Origin of the sequence: Marinoscillum furvescens DSM 4134 (genome assembly GCF_003386095.1) — a bacterium.
Classification (GTDB): Bacteria; Bacteroidota; Bacteroidia; order Cytophagales; family Cyclobacteriaceae; genus Marinoscillum; species Marinoscillum furvescens.
On sequence record NZ_QREG01000022.1, the window covers coordinates 71,614 to 97,572 of the forward strand.

The following is a 25,959-nucleotide window of genomic DNA, read 5'->3' on the forward strand; positions in this document are numbered from 1 at the left end:
ATACCCAGTACCAACGCAGCGGAAGCTCATTTAGTCTTGCGTTTCAGCTTTGAGCAGCTCTGTGTTTTCAGCAATTCGCAGCTTCTCGATAAACTCTTCGATTTCACCATTCATGATGTTGGGTAGGTTGTACACCGTATGGTTGATGCGGTGGTCCGTCACCCGCCCCTGAGGGTAGTTGTATGTACGAATCTTGTCTGACCGGTCACCTGAGCCTACCATGGTTTTTCGCTGAGAGCTAATGGCTTCATTGTGCTTTTTCAGCTCGATCTCATACAGTCTCGATCGGAGTACTTTGAGTGCTTTGTCGTAGTTGGCATGTTGAGATCGACCGTCCTGGCATTCTACCACGAGCCCTGAAGGAGCGTGGGTCAGTCGCACGGCAGATTCTGTTTTGTTGATATGCTGCCCTCCAGCACCGGATGCCCGGAAGGTGTCTTTGCGGATATCGCCCATGTTGAGCTCCACATCTACGTCTTCAGCTTCGGGGAGTACCGCCACGGTGGCTGCAGAGGTATGCACCCGGCCTTGTGATTCTGTCTGAGGTACACGCTGCACCCGGTGTGCTCCGGACTCAAATTTGAGCTTGGCATAGACATCTTCACCTTCCACACTGATCACGATTTCTTTGAAACCACCGGCAGATCCTTCTGTAAGGCTCATGATGTTGAAGTTCCAGTTTTGCGACTGAGCATACTGCTGATACATCTTGTAGAGATCACCCGCAAAGATGGCTGCCTCATCACCACCTGTTCCGGCACGGATTTCGAGAATGACGTTTTTGCTATCGTTAGGATCCTTGGGGATCAGCATAAACTTGAGCTCTTCTTCCAGCTCTGCCTCCCGCGGTGCCAGCTCGTCTAGCTCTGCTTTGGCCATATCCCGAAACTCTTCGTCTTTCTCTGTTTCGAGTACTTCTTTTGCATTTTTGATGTTACCCGTTACGTTGAGGTACTCATCGTATTTATTTACAACCTTTTCCAGGTCCCGGTATTCTTTATTCAGCTTGGCATAGTTGTCCATGTCCGCAATGATGTCGGGCTGCACAATCAGCTGACTTACCTCTTCAAACCTTTTCTTGATTGCCTCTAGTTTATCAATCATCCATTTTTTACTTTAATCTTGCAAAATTAACGAAAGCTTAAGGACTTTTATGGAGCAGGCCAGAAACAACCTATCAATCATTGTGGTGATTATACTCTTGAGCTCGATGGCGGCATGCAGCCCCGGAAAGCCGGTGGACCGTGAAGCGGTAAAAGAAGAAATGGCCAGCCGGGAGTTTAAGCGGCTCACCAAAGCTGAGCTGATGGCTGGTGCGGAGACGGTGAGCCGTAAGGTGGTGCACAGCGCGAGAAATCAGTTTGATACTGACGGCCCATTGGGAGTGGTGCAGTTGGCAGACAGCCTGGAGGCCAGCATTTCTCGATTGCTGGTGACTGATCAGCATTTTGAAAATTCGCTGCATAAAGAGGCATTGCCTGTATGGGAAGCGTATAGCTATGCGCCCGAGGCAGCGGACATCCATATCCAAGAGCTTACCAGCGGCTATTTTCTGGTGACTGAACCCATAAAAAACTGCACCGACTCAACCGCACTGTGTGGCATATGGCAGATTCTGTTACCCAAAAAAATAGTCATCGAGCAGCTTTAGTCTTTGAGGCAGTGGCCAGACTCATAGCTAGTGACACCTGCAGCAGCTGCATGGCAGCTGTTGCTATAGGTGACACCATCACAGCCACAAACCGGATCATAGTGCATCGTGCAGATGGCATCTTTATCAATTTTGGATTCGTCTATGCAATCTTCATCAGACTTTTGGCAGGCTGCAGCCACAGCCATGAGTAGTGTAAAAGTGAGTAGTTTCATGTTATGAAATGATATTTATTACTCAATAAACACTTTTGTAGGGGAACCTTCTCCAATACTCAGTAAATAAATCCCTTTGGGATAATCAGCTATATCCAAGCTGAATTTTTTACTACCGGAAGATTTTACCATATCGTTAAAATATACTTTTCCCGAAAGATCTATGAGTTTAAGCGATATTTGGCTTAATGGCGATTCAAGTGTCATGAAAAGTCTATCTCTAGCTGGGTTTGGATAGATATGCGCTCGTTCAATCTGACCTAATACAAGAGGTTTGGTACGAAACGCCAATAGTATATCTGATGTGGACTGGCTAACCAACTCATCGTCCTGGTAAGCTCGAATTCGATACTGATAATCTGTGTCTGGGTCCAACCCTACAAGCAAAGCGGTATGATCTGTTAGCTTTTTGGCTTGGTAGTCCGGCACGAACGTTTTAAATGTGTCTGTGGAAATATCGACCTCATAGGTAAATTCAGCCCCCATATCTATCCAGTTTATCATAGCCGTTTTGTCGGTAATTCTAGTAGTAGGCAAACCATATGGAGGCGTAAAGTGTACGGTATCACCTTCAGACCTTATAACAAAAGGATAGGTCATTTGATCATTTTCCAAAGAAATGAACATAACTCTTGTAGAGTCTGCAATAAGTTCTGAATCAATATTGCCTATTAATCTGGAAACATGATCCAGAGTAGAATTCTTTAATGAATAATGGACTCTGTGAAACGAATGATTGAAGGGTATCGAAGGCATTACTAATGAATCCTCCAGCACATGAGATATTACTGCATCGATTCCATTAGGGTGTACAAGTATGTTGTTCACTTTGTGTTGAGTCTCATGCTCAGGATAAGTGAGCATAGCATCTCTGAAATAGATGCCTTTCCAATCTTTAGGCATGGCATAGGGAGAAATGGTATCGCTTAAATCAATTACAGCTCCTCTATGTCCATGATGACCTAGAATTAAATGTGCGTTCATCGCCTGTGAAAACACCAATGTATCTGACATGAAATCATCCAAATCCAGATAATTGTGTGTCTGTCCTTTGCTTTCTGCGTTCCATCTAAAGATCATTGAAGACGTGTCTTTCGTCGTTTTGAGCATTGGGTGATGGAATGCCAGGTCATAATTTAAAGTATATTCAAGGTTGTAAAGGTTAATTTTTGTTGTTGGAAGAAATTCCAGGAACATGTTAGCATCTGAAATCGGAACGGTAAGGGTGTCCTCCAGTGTCATGGAGCCAAATGGCCCCTCAAATCGGAGGTGTTTTGTTCGACCTTTAAACGAAAGGTTGATATCACTTATGTTTTCAAAATCTTTCGCAGCATTGATCGTAACTCCTTTATTATATATCCATGAGCTATTGGAATAAAGTAAAAATGAATCAGTGGTAAACTGGAAATCAGCAAGGTTTTGGTTAATTCTTGGTGTAAATGAGTACTCAATAGCAGTATCTATGGTTATTCTGCCTCCGTCCATGTAATGATACCCATAGGAGTGAGTCAATTTGAGACCATCCACTTCTATACGCAATGAATCCCTGCGAGCATCTTCAAAGAGGTATTTAATATTTCCAATCCCCCAATAATTATCTATGTCTGTACTACCCGTATCCATTTTCACCATTACGTTGCCCACATAAAAGAATGGAACTCTAAGCGGTGAATAAAACGTCTGGATGTTACTATACGCAAAAGTAGTGTCCCCATCTTTTATAATATCAGCCGTTACTTGTACCGCAAACTGACTTTGAAGTTGATCTGTAGAAAAATAGGGTAGCTCAACTGGCTGTTGATTTGGAACATTTACAGCGTCGATGCTTTTAAAGAAAAACGGGTCATTCTCTGATATTGCCTCCTGTTTCGTTTGACCTTCTTCTATTTGACAAACTTTTAACTCATAGTCAAACTGCGATCCACTGGGCGCATCTGCAGGTGAAGTAAATATAACATTGGGTCGTTTTCCGACGGCAAAAGTATGGGCCTCAGGAGGGTGCTTGATAGTAATGGTTTGAGCAGACAACTCTCCGAGTATAAAAGTGAAAGTCCAAAGTGAAATAATAAGTTTGTTCATAGCTGTACATTAAAAACCCAAATATAACGGAGTCTTTAAATATTATAAATGCTACAAACTTCAGAGTTTCATTTTTGCAACTCTCGATACCGAAAACAATCCACCGTATGGTCCTGTACCAGGCCTACGGCTTGCATATGAGCGTAGATGGTGGTGGAGCCCAAAAATTTAAATCCGCGTTTTTTGAGGTCTTTGGCCAAAGCGTCTGACTCTACGGTGGTGGCCGGCACTTCAGCGTGCGATTTCCAATGTCCTATTTTTACCTGTCCATCTACAAACCGCCAGATGTAGGCATCAAAACTGCCAAACTCTTCCTGTATGGCTATGAAGCGCTGTGCATTGTTTACTGCTGCGGCTATCTTGGCCCGGTTGCGAATGATTTCTTTGCAGGTGGTGAGCGTTTCGATCTCGGCCTCTGTGAAAAGGGCTACTTGCTGCACGTCAAAATCAGCAAAAGCTTTGCGATAGCCCTCACGCTTTTTGAGAATGGTGCTCCAGCTCAAGCCAGCTTGAGCACTTTCCAAAACTAAAAACTCAAAATGGGTCTGATCGTCATGTACGGGCACGCCCCACTCTTCGTCGTGGTAGCTAATATACTGATCGAAAGTACCCTCCGCCCAATGGCATCTTTTTGGCTCCATAAATAATAGACTTGTGCTTTGCAGGTTAATATATAAATTTAAATTTCACTAGCGACAATATGCACTTGAAGTACACCGTATTCCTGGCTTGTTTTTTATTTGGCATGCTTTCACATGCTCAGCAAACTGATATGCTGGAGGTGGGTAGCCCCAAGTTTGTGCAGCTTACTGACCAGCTCCCCGAAAACCTGACGAGCGAACGAAGCATTGTGATTGTGTCTGTACCCTCGGTGAAGCAAGGCAGGTTTGAAATGCGCGGCGACTGGAAAAAATTGGCCCGTACTGCTCACAAGACATTGCGCAAAATCGGCGTAGACCCGATCGCATACCTCTATAAAGATGATGTAAACGCCGGTCCAGAAGTGCAGGATGCTTACAAAAGACTTTTTGATCAGCGCATGGTGCAAAATTTGATCTACCTCAAACAGGAAGGGGACGAATACACTGGTACCTATCACCTCACCGTCACTCCGTTTGACAAGGAAGAATATGTGAAAAACGGCCAGCAGGGCTGGAAAGAAAGTGATCAGTCGCTCAGCACCGTGATGCTACGGCTTGGCCGACAGGTACTCCGCCAAGAAATAGAGCGCAGCAATTTCATCATACCAGAAGGCCCGGAGTTTTTGGGTGACCTGGTGGCTTTTTCGGGCACCCGACTCCAAAACTATCCTACCCGAATCCAGAGCCTCACTTTGGCGGTAGTGCCTTTTGAGAAAATACCTGTGAGAGATGATGTAGACCCAGAGCTAAACGCTGACATTAATGCCTACAATCAGGAAGTGGAGCGTAAGAATGCCCGGCTTGAAGAAATTCTCACCAAGCACTACCCCTATAAATGGGAGCTGGTAGAAGAAACTGATAGTGACGCACTGTACGAGCAAGGCTACCAGTACGCACTCCTGCGTCTGAGCAGTACCGGGCGAAGTGTAAAAAACATCCTCAACTACCCCACATCTGCAGCGGAGACGCACTACATGACGCACACCTATAATCTGGAGCATGAGTCAGACCTTGTACAGATTCCGGTAAACGCCAGTGTCACCAAATACTACATCAAACAAACTGCGCTCAAAGACCTTCATGTGGGTAAGGTATGGGACGCAGATGCTACCTGGGAGCAGGCACTCCAAAACTTCCTCTTTAATCTCTGGCAGGAATTGGAGCAATGAGCCAACTCAATTACTTTAAAAAACGACCCAAGGCTGAGGCCATTGATACGGCAAAGTATCTGGAGCGAATCCGTGTTAACCACAGCCCAAAGTTGGATTTGAAGTATTTGAAAACGCTACACCGGGCCCACCTGCTACATATCTTTTTTGAAAACCTGGACATCCACTACCGTCAGCCAATTATTCTGCATGTGGGTCAACTCTATGAAAAAGTGATAGTGAAAAAGAGGGGTGGGTTTTGCTATGAGCTCAACGGACTCTTTTATCATCTGCTGGCCAACCTCGGCTTTAACTGCCGGCTAGGCTCCGCAGAAGTGTTCCAAAAAGACGAAACTTTCAGCCCGGCGTTTGATCACATGGTAGTGTTTGTAGAGATCGAAGGAAAAAGCTATTTGTGCGACGTAGGATTTGGTGAGCTATTTTCCGTACCTAAGCGAATCAGCCCTGATCCACAGCTAGACCTTACTACTTATTACCGGTTTGAGAAAGATCCGGATGAGCGCTGGGTATTGAAAAAATCACAAGACAATAGCTATTACCAGACGGTTTATCGATTTGCATTCCAACCTCATGAGCTGATTGAGTTTATCCCTCGATGCGAATTCCATCAAAAATCTTCGGCATCTCACTTTACCCGGCAAAAGCTTATCACGGTACTGACCCCAGAAGGCCGGATCACCCTCACAGACCGAAAACTCATTCTGAATCTTAAGGGTGAGCGAACTGAACATGCTATCCAAAACCAGGATGAGTTCTACACTCACCTGAAAGACTATTTTGGTATTACTGAGACTCAGCTACTTCGTCAGCAGCTCGATTAGACAAGCAGCGGCCTCCTGATAAAAAGTATGAAGCGTATCGGGCTGGTTGTCTTCGTAGACCGACTTCAGTGGCAGTATGGCTCCAGTCCAGTCATCACTATACCAGAGCGCCTGTCCGCTAAGTTTTTTACAAAGAGAAGTGTCAGTATGTGGCCAGGAGTTTACATAGAAATATGGCCGCTCAAAATGCTCATGACCTGGAGACATACCAAGCCCGATTTTGGAGGTAGTTTCCGGGTCGCCAGAGTCTTTGATGATGACATCCAGCGCCATATCAAAGTGGTGAGGCCAAATAAGGATTTCTTGCCCTTCGGCACCTAGCTCCTCACGCATCTGCCGTAGCATGATGTAAGTATTGTGATAGCATTTGGCCAGCTCAGTGATGCCACGCTTGGAGTCAAGATGAAAGGGCTGACCTGCCTGTGTGGGAAAGTCTGGCAATTCATAGGGCAGATTCATGGCGAGGTTAGAAGCATCCAGTCCCAATTTTCCAATTTGCTCTTCCAGCCAGATGAGCACTTCGCTATGGGTACAACCTTCCAGATCCAGAGCTCCTAGCGTTTGTACTTTTTTGTCTACCAGATAGACTGAAAACTCTTCAGGGCTAATAGAACTCCGGAAGTCAATTTCGCCCGTCACCCAGCGGCCTGCCATCCGTCCCAGGCCGGGCACCCAAACCAGCGTAGCGTGTAAGTCATTGGCTGTAGGAGGTGAAAAATGCCTGCCCACAGCAGCCACATTCTGTATGGCATGGTGCAGAAGCAATCGGGCCTTGATCAGGTCATCTGAATCGGTAGGTACAAATGATCTCCAGTCGAATGGCTGCATAAGAATTGATAGCTTGTCGTATGAGGTGTGCTGCTAAACAGAAAAGGCTCCGATATGGAGCCCTGTGCATGAATCAGTCTAGTGTTGAAATTTCCTTACTTCACGTTTCAGTGCTTCCCGGTTAGAAGTAATGGCCGGGTCACTAAATACCTTAGAACTCAATTTGGAAATGACACTTTTTTTGAACCCTAACTTTTCTGCTAGTTCTTCACAATACTTGATTTCACTCAGATAGACCTGACTATCGATCTTCATGAGTTGTACAATGTTGTACAGATATTCAAAACGGTCATCGTCTGTCATAGTAGAAAGCGGCGGAAGTGGTTCGGGGTTTTCTACCAGCTCCAGCACCTCTTTTTCAGAAATGCCATTTGCCTTACCCAGCATCATGATGAGCTCGCGCTCTTCACCTGCAAATTCTCCATCTATTTTAGCTAGCTGGATGAGGGTACTCAATTGTGATTTTATACTCATAAGATTCTATGGTCAGGTTTTCAAAAGCTTAAATATAATTTTGGTCAGCATCACTCGCAAACCCACCTTTATTTTTCAAATTTCTTGGCTTCTTTTTTGAGTGACTCTCTATCCGCAGTGATCCCCGGGTCAGAGTATATTCTGGCTGATATTTTTTTGACTACTTTTTTATCAAACCCTAGCTTTTCAGCAAGTTGCTCACAGTATTTGATTTCACTCAGAAACACCTTGCTGTCAATTTTCATGAGCTGAATGATGTTGTACAGGTATTCGAACTTTTCATCAAAAGACAATGCCGAAAAAGTAATTTCCACATTACCTTTTTGATTGATATTTTCCGTGATTAGCTCTTCTATCTCCTCCTCAGGCATCATATGTGCCTTTCCTATACTAAAAATGAGCATTTTTTCGATATCTGAAAAAGAATGATCGGACATGGCCAATTGAACCAGCGATCGCATGTGAGATTTAAAATTATCCATGGGAGGTCGTTTTATGATAAAGATAAAGATTTATACCAATACACCGCAAGTTAGTGCATATAGCTGCCTGCATTGATATCAAATGTAGAGCCAGTGCTATGATCTGCCATACCACTCGCTATAAATGTGACAAGCGGTGCCAGGTCTTTGGGTTCGGTGAGTCGCTCCAGTGCTACATCCCCTTTGGTGTGTTCTTCGCCATACTGCTCCATAAAATCCTTGGCCATGTCTGTACGCACAAATCCCGGAGCTACTACAAATGCCTTGACACCCTCTTTGCCATATGCTCTGGCTATGGACTTGGTAAGTGCTACCAGGCCGGCTTTTGAAGCTGCATAGGCCAGATACTCTGCCTGATCTCCTCTGAATGCGGCACGTGAACTTATGTTGATGATCCGGCCAGCACTCTTACGCTTCACAAAATGATTGACCGCCATGCGGCAAAGCACCGCCGCAGAAGTGAGGTTTACCATCATCGTTTGATTCCAGGCATTGTTCCAGTCTTCTTCTGTAGCATCTAGTGGAGCAGATATTGCCACGCCGGCGTTATTGATCAGGATTTCTACGCTTCCCATCTCCAGCACCACCCGGTCAAATAGTTTGGCCGCTTCATCTTCTTTAGACAGATCAGCCTGAAATGCCTTTGATTCGTTACCCAGCACATGGGCAAGGTTTTCAGCTTCACGCACATTTTTGTTGTAGTGTATGGCTATAGATGCTCCAGCCTCTGCCAGCTTGGTGGCTATGGCTTTGCCAATGCCCCTGCTAGCACCTGTTACCAGTATATTCAGTCCAGATAAGTTTACATACATCCGTTCATGTCTTTTTTAGGCGACTAAAGATATTTAAATTTTAAGGTAAACACAGGCTAAAGTTCCAGACCGGGCCAGCGCTTATAGCGGATCAGATGAGCCACTATAAATAGTAGAAACCCCAATGGGCCGGTGACAAAGGTGAAAACCAATGACGGAATACGCAACCAGGCAGACACCTCGCGCCGCATACACCTTTGGTAGACCCAACAACCCACCAGCAAGTCAAAAGCCAAATAATGTAACCAGCCCAGTAGCAATACTTCTTTCTGTTGGAATGCCACCTGAAGTTTGTCCAGCGTAGACAGATCAGCTATGCTAAGGTCTAAAACAAACGGTAAGGCCACAGTATACATTAAGGCAAAAACAGCCGGCAACACCATCCACCGCACCAAATACTGCGTATACCGCCAACGTGGAGTAAAAATCATTAACGCCCAGGCTAAAAATGCTAAACTATTGCTAAGGTCAAAAAGGGTATTGAGGTATTGCATATCTGAAAGATTGGTACATTTTCAAGGTAGGATGAATAAAATTTGTATATTAGTCCTACCTCCCAGTCAATTAACTTTTACCAAATTAATGTATTGTCAATGGGTATTCTCATTCCGCTTATTTTAATAGCTATTTGTTGCCTGGTAATCTGGAGAGCGGGGGACGGGTTTATGGTTGCCTCGGAGTATGTAGGAAGAAATCTCTCCGATGGAGTGCGTGGTGCTACAATCAACGCCGTGGCCAGTTCCATGCCAGAAGTGTTTACCTCGCTGTTCTTTCTTTTTATTATGAAAGATGCTGAAGGGTTTTCTGGGGGTATTGGTACCACAGCCGGATCAGCTATTTTCAACAGTATGGTCATACCAGCCGTAGCGGTGCTGGCGGTAATTGGTATAGGACTCACTACCAAAGTAAGAGCATCAAAAAAAGTCATGCTTCGGGATGGCATTAGCCTGCTAATCGCTGAGTTGTTGTTCATCGTACTGATCAGCGGATCAGTGTTAGACTGGTACCACGGACTGATGCTTATGCTTATCTATGTGATCTACATTGTTTACATGTTTTGGTCTATGGATAAGTCCAAAAGAGAAGAACTACTCGAGGAAACACACATCACCGAGGAGCAATTTGAGGACCCGGATCGTAAGCAAAAGAATTTCTGGCTGGCCCTGATCACATTAGATCTGGAGCGTGTTTTCATTGGCAAGCGTAAAATCAATGACTTCAATGCCTGGAGCCTGCTCATTTTTGCCACTATGTGTATAGCTGCGGTTTGCTACCTGCTCGTGCTCGCATGTGAGTGGATTGGTCATGATACTTATGAGGTCCCCTTTTTGGGACAATTCGAGGGACTGGGAATTCCAGTCATGTTTGTAGCGTTGATATTAGCATCAGCGGCATCTAGTTTTCCGGATACTATCATCTCTATCAAAGATGCGCAGAAAGGACAATACGATGATGCCATTTCCAATGCGCTGGGTAGCAACATCTTTGATATTTGTTTTGCTCTTGGTTTCCCACTGTTCTTATTTACACTTATCTACGGCCCTATCCCTATGTCGCAGGAGATGGTAGACCTGAGCGGAGAGCTTCGATTTTTACTGTGGCTACTCACAGCGGCTGTTTTGCTGATCTTTGTAGCAGGAGGTTACATCGGGAGATTGAAAGCCAGCCTGCTACTGGGCATGTACTTTTTGTTTGTGCTATACGTGGTGGGAAGAGGAGCAGGCAATGATACTGCACAGGCCATCGCTGATTGGCTGGTTTCTGTAGTTCGCTTGTTTAGCCTGAGTTAAACGCTACCAAAATTTTCTGATCATCTACTCGTGCCCTGATTACGCGCAGGGGTCTGCATCTTTGCTCAGACTCACTACCCGAGCGAATAAGTGAAAATCGATAGTTGTGCCATGGGCATACCACTTCGCCTGTTCCACTGATTGGGCTTTCTTTTAGGGGGTAGTCAAAATGTGGGCAATGCTTTTCAAACAGAAAGTACGATTCGTCGTATTTGGTAAACAGCCAACGCTCTCCGTCGATGGCCAACTCTACGATGGTTTGTTTTGCGAGGAGCTGGTCAGCGTCGTTTCGATTATCAAAAAGTAGGATTTCTTTAGAGTTCATGCACAAAGTTGCTCGATGGTGTTCAGCTAAATGTCTTAAAACTTTTATATTCGCAGTAAATAAAAAAGAGTCATGGAAATTACAAACCCTGCCGTAACTGACGGAGTAAATCTATTTGTAAACATTGTGGTTATTCTAGCCGCTTTTGGTGCTGCACTTTCTTTCATCGATTTCCGTAAAGAAAGCCAGAAAGAGTCAAAAGAATAAGCATGTCTAACCCGTTAGGCAAAGTAATTCCCGCGCCGAAGGGTCGAAAACTGGTCATTAGCGACATTCACGGTTGTGTCAAAACCTTGAGGCAGCTTATTGAGAATCTCCAACCTACACCAGAGGACACCCTGTTTTTTCTAGGCGACTATGTAGACAAAGGTCCTGATAGCAAAGGCGCTCTAGATTATCTAATGGAACTGTGCGAAACTCATACCGTACATCCCGTGCTTGGTAATCATGACCTGATACTGCTCAAATACCTTCGTGATGGAGATGAGGCCAGCAAGGCTCAGCTCGCAGACCACAACAGCGAAGTATTTTTTGATCTAGATCCTGAAACGAAATCCAAATACATTAGCTTCTTGGAGAGTCTTCACCATTATTTTATCTGTGGTGACTTCATACTCGTACATGCCGGATTCAATTTCAATCTTTCGAATCCATTTTTAGGCAAAGAAGACATGCTAAACATCCGCTCGTATTACTACGATTCGTCAAAGGCACAAAATAAAACGATAGTTCATGGTCACGTTCCGCATCCTAAAAATGAAATAGCGGAACATATCAACAGCTACCACAAAGTGTTGCCATTGGATAATGGTTGCTTTTACAAAGACGAGCGTGAAGATATGGGTGAGCTGCTCTGTCTAGAGCTGAATAGCATGGAACTGCACTCGCAGCCTAACTGCGAGTGATTCTTGCCAAAAAGTAATTACTTCTTCTAATCGATATTCAGAAAAAGTAGGTCTGATGTAAACAAAGTATACATATCTACTCCCGTGGGTATTGAAACCCAGGTAAATTACACGTGATCTTTCTCGTGAGAGCTTACCTTATTGTTAGGTAGGATGATCGGGCATACGATCGCTGCCACAAACATGATGATGATAATTCCGAGCATTGCCATAATTGTCGCTTTTTTTGTTGTAAAGATAATCCCTCGAAAAGTTCTGGATAGACCTTTCGAGGAGATTCTTTAAAAGTAAAATGGATAAAAGCCCAATTTATTCGGTGCTGTGGCCAATCCGTTTATACCACACCTTGGGCAATCATGGCATCTGCTACTTTTACAAAGCCGGCAATATTGGCACCTTTTACATAGTCGATATAATTATCGTCTATGCGGCCATATTCCACACAGTTTTCGTGGATACTCTTCATGATCATTTTCAGGCGATAGTCCACTTCATCTCGCGTCCAGTAAAGGCGCTGAGAATTTTGTGACATCTCCAGACCAGAAGTAGCCACCCCTCCGGCATTAGAAGCTTTGCCTGGGCTAAATAACAGTTTATTTTCTTTGATCAGATGTAAGGCTCCGTCTGTTGTCGGCATGTTTGCTCCTTCAAACACTCCCATACAGCCATTGTCTATGAGTGTTTTGGCATCTTCTTCGGGCAGCTCATTCTGAGTGGCACAAGGGTAGGCCAGGTCTACCTTGATGTTCCATGGAGTCACTCCTTTATGGAATTCGGCACCTTTTATCTGATCAGCATATTCGCTAATGCGTCCGCGTTGTTCATTTTTTATTTTCTTGATGAGCTCTAGCTTTTCGGTATCTATACCGTCCTTGTCATAGATACATCCGCCAGAATCTGATACGGTCACTGGTTTTGCGCCAAGCTCTATAAGTTTCTCTATGGTGTACTGGGCCACGTTACCACTTCCAGACACCGCACAGATTTTACCTTCCAGTGAATCGCCGCGGGTTTCGAGCATTTCTTTGCTGAAGTAAACCACTCCATAGCCTGTAGCTTCAGTTCGGATCAAACTACCGCCAAACTGTAAGCCTTTTCCGGTAAGGACACCGGTAAATTCATTTTTGATTTTCTTATACTGACCGTACATAAAACCAATCTCTCGTGCACCTACTCCAATATCTCCGGCAGGTATGTCAGTAAAGCCGCCAATGTGCCGGGCCAATTCGGTCATAAAGCTTTGACAAAAGCGCATCACTTCACCATCACTTTTACCTTTTGGATTGAAATCACTACCTCCTTTTCCACCACCTAGTGGGAGGGTGGTTAGACTGTTTTTAAATACCTGTTCGAAAGCTAAAAATTTCAATATGGACAGGTTCACCGAAGGATGAAAACGCAGACCACCTTTGTATGGGCCGATGGCCGAATTCATCTGTACGCGATAGCCTCGATTTACCTCAATAGTACCCTGGTCATTTACCCACGGAACTCGAAACATCACCACACGCTCTGGTTCACAAATTCGCTCCAAAACATTGGATTCCTTGTATTTTGGGTGATCTTCTATGAAGGGCACAATGGTTTCGGCCACTTCTCTTACGGCTTGGATAAATTCCGTTTCGTATGGGTTTCTCTGGGCGATTTTATCTACAAACGCCTCTACATTTTTGGATTGGTTAGCCATATGTTAGATTCCTGTTTTTGAATAGTAACTCTTCATTGAAGATAGAGTTTTTTTTATCAAAAACATAGCGGAAAAATACGCAGTGGACTATCCGTAGTAATAACTATAAATTGATACGGAGCTAAACCTTGCGTAACGCTAGTTAGTTATATTGGTAAGCATAAACCACCATTGCTATGCATTATTCAACAAAACTAGAGTCGGAGATTATTTCTAAAGTGAAACGTCTCAATCGTAATCAAAAAAATGAGGTGCTTGACTATCTGGAAACTATTCCAAAGATGAGCCATAGCACCCGACTGTATAGACGTAAAGCTTTAAAGCAAATTAGAGAAGCACTGGATAACCAGTAGTACTTAGTCTTCTGAAAGTACGATTACCATATCATTTTCTGATAAGGTAAAGCTCTTTGATTTTGGAGGGTTGACATATACTCCATACCCTCTGGAGGCGTCTTTTGCCTCAGTGATTACACGATAGCCTATGGCCACTTCGTTTTTGCGAGCGGCTGATTCGAGTATGGTGTAAAAATTCATAGGCTCACCCACTTTTACATATTCTTTTGCAGGCTTGATGTAGATTTCAGAGCCATCCGCATCAAACAGATCTTCAAATACCCGCATGAGGAACTTATTTTCTGAAACCTGGCTCATCAGCAAACTAATGAGCTTATCACTTACAATAAAGTCATCTGCACTCGTGATGTCTGCTAGCTGTCGGTTTCGTATGTCTAGCATCTCTGATACTATCTTGTACTTGTCGCCGTTCTTCTCGGTGAAGTTTCTCAGGTGAAGTAGGGTAATGAGTGTCTGCGCATCTGCTTCCTGTATAGGGAAGTAGTTTTGATAGCACAGCAAGATGATGTAATCGTACTGACCGAGGTTCATGCTTTCCAGGGTCTCACGATCGGTAGTGTCCATCACTTCAAACTCCAGTGAAATGTTTTCTACCTGGTTGCTTAATTTATTAACGGCTTTTTCCGCATCATCAAACTTAGAAACCACTCGCACCTTAGAGCCGTGTGGCACATAGTAATCCAGCTCTTTGATGATGTATCTTGCACGGTTGTTCCATCCCAGAATGAGTATTTTTTCTGACTCTCCTTTTTCGGGCTCAGTATATACGATTTTGTTTTCTTCCGTAGAGATCTGTACGGGAGCATTAGGTATGAGCGTATCATCATCTTCGGTGATACCGATCACCTGATCGCCTTCTCGGAAGATGGTATCCATTGGAGGATTTACTTCCACAGAACCATCGGCATATTGGATACCCATGATGGCCGAATCTTCATAAGCAAATAAGATTTCGCGGAAGGTCTTACCTACTAGCTGTGGTTCTTCCATAAAATAGATCTCATCACCACCAAAGTCCATAAGCTCTATATAAACCACACTCAAACCAGACTGGCGTGAGGTCTGAACCATGATACGAGAGATGATTTCATCCGACAGAATAAGCTCCACTTCATCTTTACCCACCATTTTGGCCACTTCAAAGTTTCGCTTGTCTTCCATCTCTGCTGTGATGTGATACGGCTCTTTTCTACGATCCGGATTGGTCACTATCGCTACGATGGTTTTGATAATCTGCGAATCAGAGTTTTCATTGTCCTTATCCAAAATAATGATGGACTTGGTATCAAACGGGTTTGCGATGTATAGATCATGTACATCAATGGGGTTTCCTGTACGACAGATTACCTGAGTATTTCCAGTGCTGCCTACTTTGTCGCGGATTTCATCTTCCATCAGTACCTTGTCCATATCGGCAAGGATCACAATGACTCCTCGCTTTTGGTTTTCGTTCGCTATACAGATTTCGGAAATGATGGTAAATATTTTTGAAGACCAGCCCAGGATAAGCACATGGTCTTTTTCTATCACAAACGATCGACCCTTTCTTAGTTCATCCATTTTGGAAAGGATACCATTGGACACCAAACCAATGAGTGTGGAGATAATGACCAGACCTAAGAATGTGGTAAACATCATAAAAAGCCGGAAGGGCCAATTCTCCTCATGATTACCCAATACTCCGGGATCTAGTACGTGGGTAAGGTTTACCCATAGCGATTCGAAGATGGTAAAATTACTATCATGGTCTGGGTGTAGCCCAAAAAGAAGCAATAAGACGCCAAAAACGGTAATGATGATAAGCGACAGAATACCCAGGCCGTAGATCATGGCTACGGTACCTTTAGAGATAAAACTGTCAAATTTATAATTTAAGCGGGTTTTGAACGGTATTTTACTCATTCGGGAATGACGTCTTATGTAAGTCTTGAAAAGATACGCAAAACTAACCCAAAATATAAATTTAAAGAGGGTTCACTGCGTACATTCTCAAACGATTGTTTTACGGGTAGTACAATTTAAAGGTCAATGAGTTATGCAGCGTTAGGTTAGTTCAAACCGTTTTCTTTGGTAGTTAGCGAATCTCTACCAGGCGATAAAAATCAAAAAGAGTAGTACGAAAATAATCTTGATGAGTGGGGTGGCCAAACATCGAAAGCGATGATGAATCTAAGTATACAGTTACTTTTTGCTGCTGTAGAATGGCATTGTAAATGTGCGTTGCCAACGTCGAATTTTGCTTCGGCACACCTTCTTCGTATGAGAGTGTATCCTGAGCTATGATCACCTGATCTATCTGCTGTGCTTCCGTGGACTCTAAGATCACATATGCCTTGTCATGCCTCCAGTTTATTAACAAAACTGGCTTTAAAGGCATAAGCACATTCTGTAGTGTATTGGGTCTGTAGATATTGATGCCAGCCTCTTTCCTAATTTCCACCGTATAGCTGGATTGTCGAATGTTTTTAAAATACATTTCGGAGGCATCCGTAGTGGTAAACGATAGACTTTTAGGATCCACAGGTTCATGTTTTGCGGGATGGCAGCCTACAGCCAGCACTATTAGAATGATCCATTTATACATGTTACCTATACCATTTGTGGTGGAGCCAAAACAATCAAGAGTACTCAAAAGTATTACTTTGATGAATCTTATTAGCTAAATACAGGGTAGATTGGTTAATTTTAGCGCACAGTGAGTGAAATGGAACAAAAGTCGATCAAAGTATTAATTGCAGACGATCATACGCTTTTTCGAAAAGGCTTGTCCATGATGGTACAGACTTTTCCTGGAGTGGAATCTGTTGAAAATGTTGAAAACGGACAGTTGGCGCTAGATGTGCTAAAAAACGAACACATTGACATTCTTTTGCTCGACCTGGAAATGCCCGTGCTGGATGGGCGTGAAACAGCCAAAAAAGTAGTTAGTAAGTTTCCAGATACTCACATCATCATGATTTCTATGCATGATTCGCTGGCGTTGATTTCAGACCTTATAGAAATAGGCGTGCATAGCTATCTGCTCAAAAGCGCTGAACCTGAAGAAGTACAGAAAGCGATTGTTTCTGTGCTAAACAATGACTTCTACTACAATCAGCTAGTAGCACGTGCCCTACATCAGAAGGTCAAGCACGGAGGAGTGTCCAAGCCTTTTTTCAATGACAAAAGCCAACTGACGAAAAGGGAAATAGAAATACTGGAGCTTATCTGCCAGGAGCTCACTATGAAACAAATCGGTGAAAAGCTTTTCATCAGTGAGCAAACCATTCATACGCACCGAAAAAACCTTATGCGAAAAACGGACTGTAAAAATGCCGTAGGCCTGGTCAAGTTTGCCATCCAAAATCAAATCGTTTCGCTCTAAGCAAATCGTCCTCATACAGAGACCTTCATAGATTCTTCCATAATTGCAAAAAAGCTATCTACCCAAAACAGGGTATTTTTCTACGGCATTTAGGTGAGGTCCGTTTTGCGTAAATCATCGATTGCCAGCTATATGGGACCATTTGATTGTTTCAGATACCATTCGGCCAATCTACCCAACAGCGAGATTATCTAAATTAGCAGAGCAGTTTCATTACTGCACTAGGTTGATGGTTAAAAGGAAGAGCTTGAAGCATTATCAATTCCATTTCGCTTAATCTTTTGGTATCACATTTCTTTCTTCAATACTAAATGTTCGCTTCAGCTCTTTCTTTTTATTTTTTTTCACATCGATTCCAACCTTTTTGTCATTCACTGTTACTTATTGGTAGTCATAAGGAAACCTTACCTGGTATTTCCTTTTTTGCAAGTCAATGTAATCTGAAGAGGATTACTTTTAAGTCTCTTGTCTAGTCAGCGAGAGACTTTTCTTTTTTCCAACTCATCTCACTAGCATCCACTTTCACTTTACTTTTTAGCTCGGCTTGTTGTACCACTAGCATTTTGGTAGTAAATTCTTCAAGACTATTTCATTTCACAGCTATGGACAAAAATCAATTGACAATATTGATCAACCTTGCCGGTATGGACGGGGAAGTAGACGAGAGCGAGCGCAGGTTGATTATGCGCATCGCGCATGCACACGGATTATCTGAAGAAGATGTGGCGCAGATATTCGAATTGGAAAATCATGTCATTGATTTTGATGAGCTTTCGGACGACCAGCGCTTTGATACGCTCCATCACCTGGTACAACTCATGAAAGTAGACGGTAAAATTTTTGATGAAGAGATCAGCTACTGCATGGCTATGGCCAAAAAGCTCGGATATCCCTTAGAGGCAGTGATGGATCTGTACAGTCAGGTACATGCCAATGTGAAGCTGAAAAGTGAAATTCAAAAAATCAAAAAGAAATATCATGGAAAAGGGTAGCCGCTGGCTACCCTTTTGCATTTGATGGCTTAGCGTAGGTATTCGTAGATACCTGCCACTCCCTGGCCACCACCCACACAGGCAGTCACCATTCCATATTTTGATTTGCGTCGGCCCATTTCATTGAACAAACTAATCGAAAGCTTGGCACCAGTACAGCCCAATGGATGACCTAGCGCAATAGCTCCTCCGTTTACATTGAGTATTTCTGTGTTGAGATCGAGCTCACGCACTACTGCCAATGACTGAGGGGCAAAAGCTTCATTCAATTCGATCAGGTCAATATCATTTTGCTGGAGTCCAGCTTGCTTCAGTGCCTTTGGCACCGCTTCCACAGGACCTATTCCCATGATGCGTGGACTCACGCCTGCAGCAGTGTAGCTCACCATACGTGCAATAGGCTCCAGGTTGTGCTCCTTCACCATTTTCTCAGACATCACCATCACAAAGGCAGCTCCATCCGACGTAGGTGAGGAGTTGCCAGCTGTCACTTGTCCACCTTGCTTAAAGGCTGGCCGCAATGCTGAAAGGGTATCCATATTGGTTTCGGCTCTTACGCATTCATCGGTATCTACTGTAAATGAGCGTTTTTGACGTTTTCCGTCTTTTACGAAAACTTCTTCTACATCGATAGGCACAATTTCATCTTTGAATTTGCCATCGGCTATGGCTTTGGCTGCCTTTTGGTGCGACTCCATCGCAAATTTATTGGAGTCTTCAACTGAGATCTTGTAGTCTGTGGCTATTTCCTCAGCGGTAAGTCCCATGCTCAGGTAATAGTCCGGATTCTTCTCTGCGATTTTCCAGTTGAGGGCAGTTTTATAACCAAGCATCGGAACCAATGACATAGACTCTGTACCTCCTGCAATGATACAATCTGCAGTGCCGGAGTGAATGCGGGCACATGCCAGGTGAATGGCTTCCAGTCCGGATCCACAGTATCTGTTGATAATCATACCGGGCACTTCTATCGGCAATGAAAGTAAAGAAATCATTCTGCCCATCTGCATGCCTTGCTCCGCTTCGGGTATGGCATTGCCTACGATGAGGTCATCTACGCGTTTTGGGTCAAATCCGTCTACCGAATTGACCAGGTGTTTGATGATATCTGCGGCCAGGTCATCCGGTCGATAAAATCGGAATCCGCCTTTTTTGGCCTTTCCTACTGCAGATCTATATCCAGCTACTATATATGCATCCATATTAATGTTATTTGAGATTTTAAGAATTTAGACATTAGAAAACTTCTTGATTAATGTCCTGGTCATTTTTTGAATTTCATTTAATTCTGATGTTAGACTTTCAAACGATTCATTGTCTAAAATTTGAATCTCTTTAGAAATAATTAATTGTGTTTCCAACTCATATTGTGAACCCAATGAATGAGCTAAAAATTTTGACAAATCTTTATCCGTTTTTCGTCCGCAGCCTTCTGCTATATTGGATGGAATGGAGACAGCACAACGGCGCATTTGTGAAGTCAAACCAAATTTTTCCGTGTCTGGAAAAGATTCTGAATGCTTGTAAAGATCTACTGCCAGTTGAATTCCCTTTTGCCAAATTTTTAGTTCTTTGAAGTTATGCATGAGTCTTTGGTCTAATGTCTAACATCTCACTACCTATTAATTCCTAAGTGGTTTTCCCTTAAACAGCACGCTTTGAATAAGTTCGAGGGTTTTGGGTTCACCACAAAGACTCAAGAAGGCTTCACGCTCCAGGTCCAATAAGTAATCTTCGGAAACGAGTGTAGGTGAGGTCAGGTCACCGCCACTCATCACGAAAGCGAGCTTACGTGCAATTTTGGCATCATGATCAGAGATATATGCACCGTATTTCATGCCGGTGATTCCTGCTTCAAACATGGCCATGCTCGATCGTCCATGAACTTTGATATCCTGACGCTGTGTGGGCATGGTATAACCCGCATCGGCCAGTTCGAGTACGCGTTTTTTGGCATCTGCCAGGAGTCGGGCCCGATTGAGTGTAATCCGGTCAGATCCACGCAGGATGTCCATATCTCTGGCTTCCACCGCCGAAGTAGCTACTTTGGCCGTAGCGATATTCATAAAATACTCTTGTAGGATGTTTAGTTCTGGATCATTGGGCATGTACTGATCGGCAGCTCTCATGGTAAGCTCTTTGGTGCCACCACCACCGGGTATTACGCCTACACCTACTTCCACCAGGCCAATGTACGTTTCGGCATGTGCCTGAATGGCATCACAATGAAGTGACAACTCACAACCACCGCCTAATGCCAGCCCAGAAGTAGCAGCCACCACTGGTACGGCAGAAAATCTAGCTCGTGTCATGGTCTGCTGAAACTGGCGGATCATTAAATCGATTTCGTCAAACTCCTGATCTACTGCATACATAAAGAGCATTGCCAGATTTGCTCCTGCAGAGAAATTTTGCCCTTCGTTTCCAATAACTACTCCTCGATATTCCTTTTCGGCCATTGAGATGGCGGTATTGATTCCTTCTATCACTTCGCCACCAATGGAGTTCATTTTGGTATGGAATTCCACATTGAGCACACCATCACCGATATCATAAATGGTGGCGCCATCATTGCTCCACACCACATTGTTTTCTTTGAAAGCATCCAGATAAATAAATCCTTCTGTTCCAGGAACTACCTTGTAGGCTTTAGAAGCTATGTCGTAGTATTTTTTCTGCCCATTTTCGTAGGTATAGAATGTCTCATGGCCAGCAGCCAACATTTCGTCTACCCATGCAGCAGGCGCAAGGTCCATGGCTTTCATCTGTTCCACACATTCTTTTACGCCCATGGCGTCCCAGGTTTCGAATGGGCCGAGCTCCCAGCCAAAGCCAGCAGCTACTGCCTGATCTATGCGGTACAGTTCGTCGGCAATCTCAGGTATGCGAAATGTGCAATATCTAAACAGATCGAAGAATGTCGCTCGGTAAAAATCTCCTTCTTTGCCCTGGTCACTAATGGCTAGTTGTAACCTCTTTTTAAGGTCTTCTTCATTTTTGGTTTTTTCGAGCACATCCAGTTTTACTTTGGACTTGGACTCGTACTCAAACGTCTGAAGGTTGAGCTCCAGGATTTCCTTTTTGCCCTCATTGACTAGTTTCTTATAATAGCCTTGTTTGGTTTTGTCTCCCCACCATTTTTTGTCGTAAAGCTCCTTTACAATTTTGGGAAGTTTAAAAGTCTCTCTGCTTTCATCTTTGGGAAGTCCTTCATACAATCCGGCGGCTACTTTTACGGCCGTATCCAGCCCCACTACATCCATGGTGCGGAAGGTCGCCGACTTGGGTCGGCCGATTACAGGCCCTGTCAGTTTATCTACTTCGTTTACCGTAAGGCCCATTTTTTCTACGGTGTGCATGCCAGACATGATGCCGTAGATGCCCACTCGGTTTGCGATAAAAGCTGGAGTGTCTTTACAAAGAACTGTCTCCTTACCCAGATAGAGATCTCCGTAGTTCAGGAAGAAGTCTACCACTTCGGGATCCGTCTTTTTGGTAGGGATAACTTCAAAGAGCCTCAAATATCTCGGCGGGTTAAAGAAGTGAGTGCCACAGAAATGTTTTTGAAAGTCTTCACTTCTGCCTTCAAGCATGAGGTTGATCGGAATGCCTGATGTATTTGATGTAATCAGCGTCCCTGGTTTGCGATGCTGCTCTACTTTTTCGAAAAGGGATTTTTTGATTTCGAGGTTTTCTACAATTGCCTCGATCACCCAGTCGTAATCGGCGATTTTGTGAAGATCATCATCAAAGTTTCCAGTTTGGATAAGTGCTGCCCGATCTTTGTGATAGAGGGGCGAGGGCTTAGACTTAATGGCTGCTTGTAGTGAGTCGTTCACTACTCGATTTTTAACCTGGGGTGAGTCAAGCGATAGTCCCTTGGCTTTTTCCTGATCGCTCAGTTCTTTAGGGCTCAGATCCAGAAGGAGTACTTCCAGTCCAATATTGGCAAAATGGCATGCGATGCGCGATCCCATTATACCAGAACCCAATACCACGGCTTTCTTAATGTTTCGTTTCATAAATAAAGGCTTCTGCTAGTTTATCTAATAGGGTTTTGTCTTCAATCATTTCTGTGACGGTTTGTGCCACTTGTATAAATATTTCGATGTGTTCGGAGGGTATGCGCTCTCTGATTCGTGTGTTAAACTCACGAACAGCTCTTCGCGAAAACTCTCGCTTTTCCCTACCCAGGGGTGTAAGGAAGATACGAACAGATCGTCCATCTGTTGGATCTTTCTCTCTATAGATCCATTTTTTCTCCTCCATTGTTTTGAGCATTCGCGTAAGAGACCGGGCCTCCAGACCCATGAGCGGTGCTATTTTAGTAGCCGGTGTGCCGTTTTCTACATCTATGTTTAAGAGTACAAATCCGGTAGAGGCGGTCACATCAAATTCCTGTCCGTACTGATTGTACATTCTAGAAATGGCATGCCAGGCAATTTTTATGTTATAGTCTAAAGTTTCTTCTCTCTTCATGCTGCTACATCTATCATTGGTCTTCCTCCTTTAGGAAGGTTATCAAATATACGAAAATTTTGTTATGCATGCATACTATATTCTGCTTTGGGAAAGCAGTGCGGTAATAATTAGTTTTGATGCCATGAAAGAAGAAAACCCTGAATTCGTACCTATTGAAAAGGCCTTTCACTCGTTTGAAACAGATGCCCCTTTTTCACATTGTTTAGAATGTGAAAAATATCTCTTAGATGAAGGAACGAATTATTTGATTGAAAAGGCGGTACGCAACTATCAGGGATTTCGTGCTAAGGATGTAATCTTTGACTATGCCATCTGTCTGGAATGTGCGCAGGAACTTCAAAAGGGAATTTCGAAGGAATCGCTCAGTGTCATGCAAGACTATATGCAGCGTCATTTTGCATCAGAAGGTCGTCTACGTCAGTTACAAGAATCTCAAGGAAACATCCCTGGCCTGATTGAGCAATGCATGGTCACTGGCAAATCTGCAGACACTTGCGAAGAATATCAGATTTTTGCTTTTTGTTCTGGAGATAAGATCAATCTGACCATGCCTCCGTACATGGTATCTGGTCAGGTGTTGGATGAGCTTCAGGAGTTATTGTCAGACAGCACGCGTGATCATCTCAATGGATTTTTTAATAAGCATTTTACCCCTGCTCCGGGACTGATGGAACCTGACCCGAGGTTTATTTTGCTTTAGTTGATCAGATCTCCACGCATATTTCTAATGCGCATTCTTGCTTCCGCTGCATGCCTACTACCGGGATGTTTTTGTAAAAAATCTGTGAAAATAGCTGTGGCCTGCTCATCTTCTTTGAGATAGTCTTGTACGATCATTCCTTTTTGGAAATGAGCATCATCACTTAGTATGTCGTATCCATAGCCATTGATGATTTCGTCCAGCTTATCGATCGCTTGCTGATAGGCGCCAGCTTGCAAATCCATTTTGGCTTGAAGCCAAAAAATTTCATCTGTGATGCTATGTCCGGGATTTTCTTCCAGTATGGTATTCAATACCGATCGGGCTTCTTCATGTTGGTTTCTGAAGATAAGCAGTTCGGCAAAAGCAAAACTCTGCATGACCTGATCTGTAGAGTCGAATGCTGTATTGTCTGAGATTAGCATGCTCAGTGCTATGGCGTCATTGGAGATAGTGCGGGTGGTAGCTAGCTTCAGTATATCCAGATGACTTTTAGCCAGGGCAAAGTTGCCGGTAAAGTAATTGAGTCGAGCATTTCGCAACTTGGCTTCATAGGCGAGGGGTGATTCTTTGTGAGACTTTTCTACCTGTGAGTACAGTAGAGTAGACTCCCATGGCTGCTCCGTGAGTAAGTAGATATCTCCCAGATCGAGTTTAGATTCAGCGATCAGAGATTTAGGTGAGCGCCTGTTGCTAATTACGAAATCTAAAATAGCGATAGCCGTGTCCATCTCATCTAGATAAAATGCGTGCAGCAATGCCTGATTGCGACGTGCCTCCAAAGTGGTGGGATTGATACCCAGTTCTTGCTGGAGCGCAGCATATTCCTGTACGAGGAGACGAATGGCATTTTCGTCTACGGGAAATTCACTTTTTATTTTATTTTCCTGGGAGCGAATGAGCAAGCGACGTGCGGTAGCGTAATTATAGGAGTCGGGGTAGGTTTTTATTACATACTCAAATATATCAGAAGCATCATCCCAGGATTTATTGTCGAAAGCAATTCGCGCGATGCGCATGGATTCATCGCCGGGTTGTTGGTTGCGTCTGTCTAACGCTCGAGCCTGGAGAAAAGCAGCATAAAAATTCTTTCGTTGTAGCTCAAGCCAAATGAGTAAATCTGCATAAAGCGTTTGCTCCGGATTTTTTTGAATTTTTTCTATCAACGTTTGCTCGAGGTATTCCTGATCTTCGGGCTCAGTAAGGATGTTTTGAAAGAGGTTTTTCACATATGAAATATTGGCGGGATTTCCTTCGGCATAATTGATGTACTCACGTGTCATGGCAGCTTTGTCATTTTTTAGCCTGTGAATGGCCGCCATGTCCAGGGCGAATGCCGCGAAGCGGCCGTTTGCTTTTCGAGCCTTCTCATAAAATAGCAAGCCAACATCGTATAGCTGACGAGCCACGAAATTTTGCGCCAGTGCGCTCAGCTGGTATTGATTATCCCCAAATTGCTTTTGGAGATTGTGGATATATTTCTCAAAATGATCGGACTTGTTAGTCGTATGAAAGAAAAATGCCAAATCCACTTTATACTGCAGATTGTTGGGAAAGTATTTCATCACCCTATTGAGGTATTTCTCAGCAGCATTGTAGGATTCCTTCTCTATCAACAATTGTAGATAATTGGCGTGGATCAGCGGAATGGCTGATTTGTTTTTATCGAGATCCTGGTAAAGTTCAAGCGCTTTATCAAATTCACCCTGTTGATAATACTCGTTGGCAAGCTTGGCATTCTGGTTTTGCGCGGCGGCCGGAATCCCAATCATTATTATAATAAAGCAAATGGCAAAGAGTGATTTCATATGCGAGCTGAGTTATCCACGTAATCTATCTACTTAATAAATAATATTTAAGTTTTAAATAAAAGACTATTTCTACTATTAACCCTGTGGATATGTGGGAAAGTGATGAAAATTAAATTTGGTTAATTGATTTGTTTATAAGCTCTAATTTAGAAATTACTATCCACATGGTTTTACCATTGTAAAGTATTGATTATGAATTGATTAATTTATTCTGTAGATAATTGTTAATCGGTTATATGTGGACTGTGGATTAGTGAATGAGTGTGGGTTAGTGAGTTGAAAGAAGAGGATAAGTACCGAGTTATACCTTGATGGGTATTGGTGAAGGAGCCAGAATAAGGATATGGTGGATAGGGGTGGATAAGCTACAGTACT

General features: G+C 43.6%; 27 protein-coding genes. 9 read left to right on the forward strand and 18 right to left on the reverse strand.

The annotated features are described in order from the left end of the window. Positions 1-30: 30 nt before the first annotated feature. Positions 31-1,104 carry a peptide chain release factor 1 gene (gene prfA, locus C7460_RS18920; protein WP_115869703.1) on the reverse strand — a complete coding sequence of 358 codons (1,074 nt, stop codon included), beginning with the start codon at positions 1,102-1,104 and terminating at the stop codon, positions 31-33. 49 nt (positions 1,105-1,153) lie between these two features. On the opposite strand from prfA, the gene C7460_RS18925 reads away from it, so the two are divergent. After that, entirely contained in the window at positions 1,154-1,651 is a 498-nt protein-coding gene (locus tag C7460_RS18925) for a hypothetical protein (RefSeq protein WP_115869704.1), read from the forward strand. Here C7460_RS18925 and C7460_RS18930 read toward each other — a convergent pair. The 3 genes from C7460_RS18930 to C7460_RS18940 all read right to left on the reverse strand — a co-directional run bounded on the left by C7460_RS18930 (position 1,648) and on the right by C7460_RS18940 (position 4,586). Beyond that, positions 1,648-1,866, reverse strand: a complete 219-nt coding sequence (locus C7460_RS18930; RefSeq protein ID WP_115869705.1) for a Kazal-type serine protease inhibitor domain-containing protein — start codon at positions 1,864-1,866, stop codon at positions 1,648-1,650. The two genes, C7460_RS18925 and C7460_RS18930, sit on opposite strands and share 4 nt — an antisense overlap. 18 nt (positions 1,867-1,884) lie before the next feature. Next, positions 1,885-3,945: a T9SS type A sorting domain-containing protein gene (locus tag C7460_RS18935; protein ID WP_115869706.1), complete on the reverse strand. Its 2,061-nt coding sequence runs from the start codon at positions 3,943-3,945 to the stop codon at positions 1,885-1,887. A 68-nt stretch (positions 3,946-4,013) separates the two neighbouring features. Further along, entirely contained in the window at positions 4,014-4,586 is a 573-nt protein-coding gene (locus C7460_RS18940) for a DNA-3-methyladenine glycosylase I (protein WP_115869707.1), read from the reverse strand. Positions 4,587-4,651: 65 nt separating this feature from the next. Between C7460_RS18940 and C7460_RS18945 the strand changes: the two genes are divergently transcribed. Then, entirely contained in the window at positions 4,652-5,755 is a 1,104-nt protein-coding gene (locus tag C7460_RS18945; RefSeq protein WP_221409583.1) for a hypothetical protein, read from the forward strand. Then, positions 5,752-6,576, forward strand: a complete 825-nt coding sequence (locus C7460_RS18950; protein ID WP_115869709.1) for an arylamine N-acetyltransferase family protein — start codon at positions 5,752-5,754, stop codon at positions 6,574-6,576. Before C7460_RS18945 ends, C7460_RS18950 begins: the two co-directional genes overlap by 4 nt. Here C7460_RS18950 and C7460_RS18955 read toward each other — a convergent pair. The 5 genes from C7460_RS18955 to C7460_RS18975 all read right to left on the reverse strand — a co-directional run bounded on the left by C7460_RS18955 (position 6,553) and on the right by C7460_RS18975 (position 9,666). Then, positions 6,553-7,404, reverse strand: a complete 852-nt coding sequence (locus C7460_RS18955) for a hypothetical protein (RefSeq protein WP_115869710.1) — start codon at positions 7,402-7,404, stop codon at positions 6,553-6,555. The two genes, C7460_RS18950 and C7460_RS18955, sit on opposite strands and share 24 nt — an antisense overlap. A 78-nt stretch (positions 7,405-7,482) precedes the next feature. Next, complete coding sequence (locus C7460_RS18960) at positions 7,483-7,878, reverse strand: tellurite resistance TerB family protein (RefSeq protein WP_115869711.1); 396 nt, start codon at positions 7,876-7,878, stop codon at positions 7,483-7,485. 68 nt (positions 7,879-7,946) lie between these two features. After that, positions 7,947-8,360, reverse strand: a complete 414-nt coding sequence (locus C7460_RS18965; protein ID WP_245986479.1) for a TerB family tellurite resistance protein — start codon at positions 8,358-8,360, stop codon at positions 7,947-7,949. 50 nt (positions 8,361-8,410) lie between these two features. After that, positions 8,411-9,172 carry an SDR family NAD(P)-dependent oxidoreductase gene (locus C7460_RS18970; RefSeq protein WP_115869712.1) on the reverse strand — a complete coding sequence of 254 codons (762 nt, stop codon included), beginning with the start codon at positions 9,170-9,172 and terminating at the stop codon, positions 8,411-8,413. A gap of 56 nt (positions 9,173-9,228) precedes the next feature. After that, positions 9,229-9,666, reverse strand: coding sequence for an ABA4-like family protein (locus C7460_RS18975; RefSeq protein WP_115869713.1), 438 nt, complete (start codon positions 9,664-9,666; stop codon positions 9,229-9,231). Positions 9,667-9,765: 99 nt separating this feature from the next. Here C7460_RS18975 and C7460_RS18980 point away from each other — a divergent pair, with 99 nt between their 5' ends. After that, positions 9,766-10,962, forward strand: a complete 1,197-nt coding sequence (locus C7460_RS18980) for a sodium:calcium antiporter (RefSeq protein WP_115869714.1) — start codon at positions 9,766-9,768, stop codon at positions 10,960-10,962. Here the strand turns inward: C7460_RS18980 and C7460_RS18985 are convergent. Further along, entirely contained in the window at positions 10,949-11,287 is a 339-nt protein-coding gene (locus tag C7460_RS18985) for a Rieske (2Fe-2S) protein (protein ID WP_115869715.1), read from the reverse strand. The two genes, C7460_RS18980 and C7460_RS18985, sit on opposite strands and share 14 nt — an antisense overlap. A 72-nt stretch (positions 11,288-11,359) precedes the next feature. On the opposite strand from C7460_RS18985, the gene C7460_RS24425 reads away from it, so the two are divergent. After that, entirely contained in the window at positions 11,360-11,494 is a 135-nt protein-coding gene (locus C7460_RS24425; protein ID WP_262511861.1) for a hypothetical protein, read from the forward strand. 2 nt (positions 11,495-11,496) lie between these two features. Continuing rightward, positions 11,497-12,192 carry a metallophosphoesterase family protein gene (locus C7460_RS18990; protein WP_115869716.1) on the forward strand — a complete coding sequence of 232 codons (696 nt, stop codon included), beginning with the start codon at positions 11,497-11,499 and terminating at the stop codon, positions 12,190-12,192. A 334-nt stretch (positions 12,193-12,526) separates the two neighbouring features. On the opposite strand, the gene gdhA is transcribed toward C7460_RS18990, so the two are convergent. From gdhA to C7460_RS19005, 3 genes are all read right to left on the reverse strand, one after another. Further along, on the reverse strand, positions 12,527-13,879 hold the full coding sequence (gdhA, locus tag C7460_RS18995; protein WP_115869717.1) for an NADP-specific glutamate dehydrogenase: 1,353 nt from the start codon (positions 13,877-13,879) through the stop codon (positions 12,527-12,529). A gap of 356 nt (positions 13,880-14,235) precedes the next feature. Next, a complete protein-coding gene (locus C7460_RS19000; RefSeq protein ID WP_115869718.1) occupies positions 14,236-16,137 on the reverse strand; it encodes a CASTOR/POLLUX-related putative ion channel in 1,902 nt (633 codons plus the stop codon). A gap of 172 nt (positions 16,138-16,309) precedes the next feature. Continuing rightward, a complete protein-coding gene (locus C7460_RS19005) occupies positions 16,310-16,819 on the reverse strand; it encodes a hypothetical protein (RefSeq protein WP_115869719.1) in 510 nt (169 codons plus the stop codon). Between the two features lie 120 nt (positions 16,820-16,939). Between C7460_RS19005 and C7460_RS19010 the strand changes: the two genes are divergently transcribed. Together C7460_RS19010 and C7460_RS19015 are read left to right on the forward strand one after the other, a co-directional pair. Then, the gene (locus tag C7460_RS19010) at positions 16,940-17,599 is read left to right on the forward strand and encodes a response regulator transcription factor (RefSeq protein WP_115869720.1); all 660 of its coding nucleotides are present in this window, start codon (positions 16,940-16,942) and stop codon (positions 17,597-17,599) included. A gap of 602 nt (positions 17,600-18,201) precedes the next feature. After that, positions 18,202-18,591 (forward strand): tellurite resistance TerB family protein, encoded by a 390-nt coding sequence (locus C7460_RS19015; protein WP_115869721.1) that lies wholly within the window; start codon positions 18,202-18,204, stop codon positions 18,589-18,591. A gap of 29 nt (positions 18,592-18,620) precedes the next feature. Here the strand turns inward: C7460_RS19015 and C7460_RS19020 are convergent, their stop codons facing one another. From C7460_RS19020 to C7460_RS19035, 4 genes are read right to left on the reverse strand one after another with little or no spacing between them, the layout of a single operon-like run. Further along, positions 18,621-19,793: a thiolase family protein gene (locus C7460_RS19020; RefSeq protein ID WP_115869722.1), complete on the reverse strand. Its 1,173-nt coding sequence runs from the start codon at positions 19,791-19,793 to the stop codon at positions 18,621-18,623. A gap of 27 nt (positions 19,794-19,820) precedes the next feature. Continuing rightward, entirely contained in the window at positions 19,821-20,177 is a 357-nt protein-coding gene (locus C7460_RS19025; RefSeq protein ID WP_115869723.1) for a four helix bundle protein, read from the reverse strand. 36 nt (positions 20,178-20,213) lie between these two features. Further along, entirely contained in the window at positions 20,214-22,613 is a 2,400-nt protein-coding gene (locus C7460_RS19030; protein WP_115869724.1) for a 3-hydroxyacyl-CoA dehydrogenase/enoyl-CoA hydratase family protein, read from the reverse strand. Then, a complete protein-coding gene (locus C7460_RS19035) occupies positions 22,597-23,070 on the reverse strand; it encodes a MarR family winged helix-turn-helix transcriptional regulator (RefSeq protein WP_115869725.1) in 474 nt (157 codons plus the stop codon). Before C7460_RS19035 ends, C7460_RS19030 begins: the two co-directional genes overlap by 17 nt. A 64-nt stretch (positions 23,071-23,134) precedes the next feature. Between C7460_RS19035 and C7460_RS19040 the strand changes: the two genes are divergently transcribed. After that, positions 23,135-23,773 (forward strand): hypothetical protein, encoded by a 639-nt coding sequence (locus C7460_RS19040; RefSeq protein WP_115869726.1) that lies wholly within the window; start codon positions 23,135-23,137, stop codon positions 23,771-23,773. On the opposite strand, the gene C7460_RS19045 is transcribed toward C7460_RS19040, so the two are convergent. Continuing rightward, positions 23,770-25,545: a tetratricopeptide repeat protein gene (locus tag C7460_RS19045; protein ID WP_221409584.1), complete on the reverse strand. Its 1,776-nt coding sequence runs from the start codon at positions 25,543-25,545 to the stop codon at positions 23,770-23,772. The genes C7460_RS19040 and C7460_RS19045 overlap by 4 nt on opposite strands. Between the last annotated feature and the right edge of the window lie 414 nt (positions 25,546-25,959).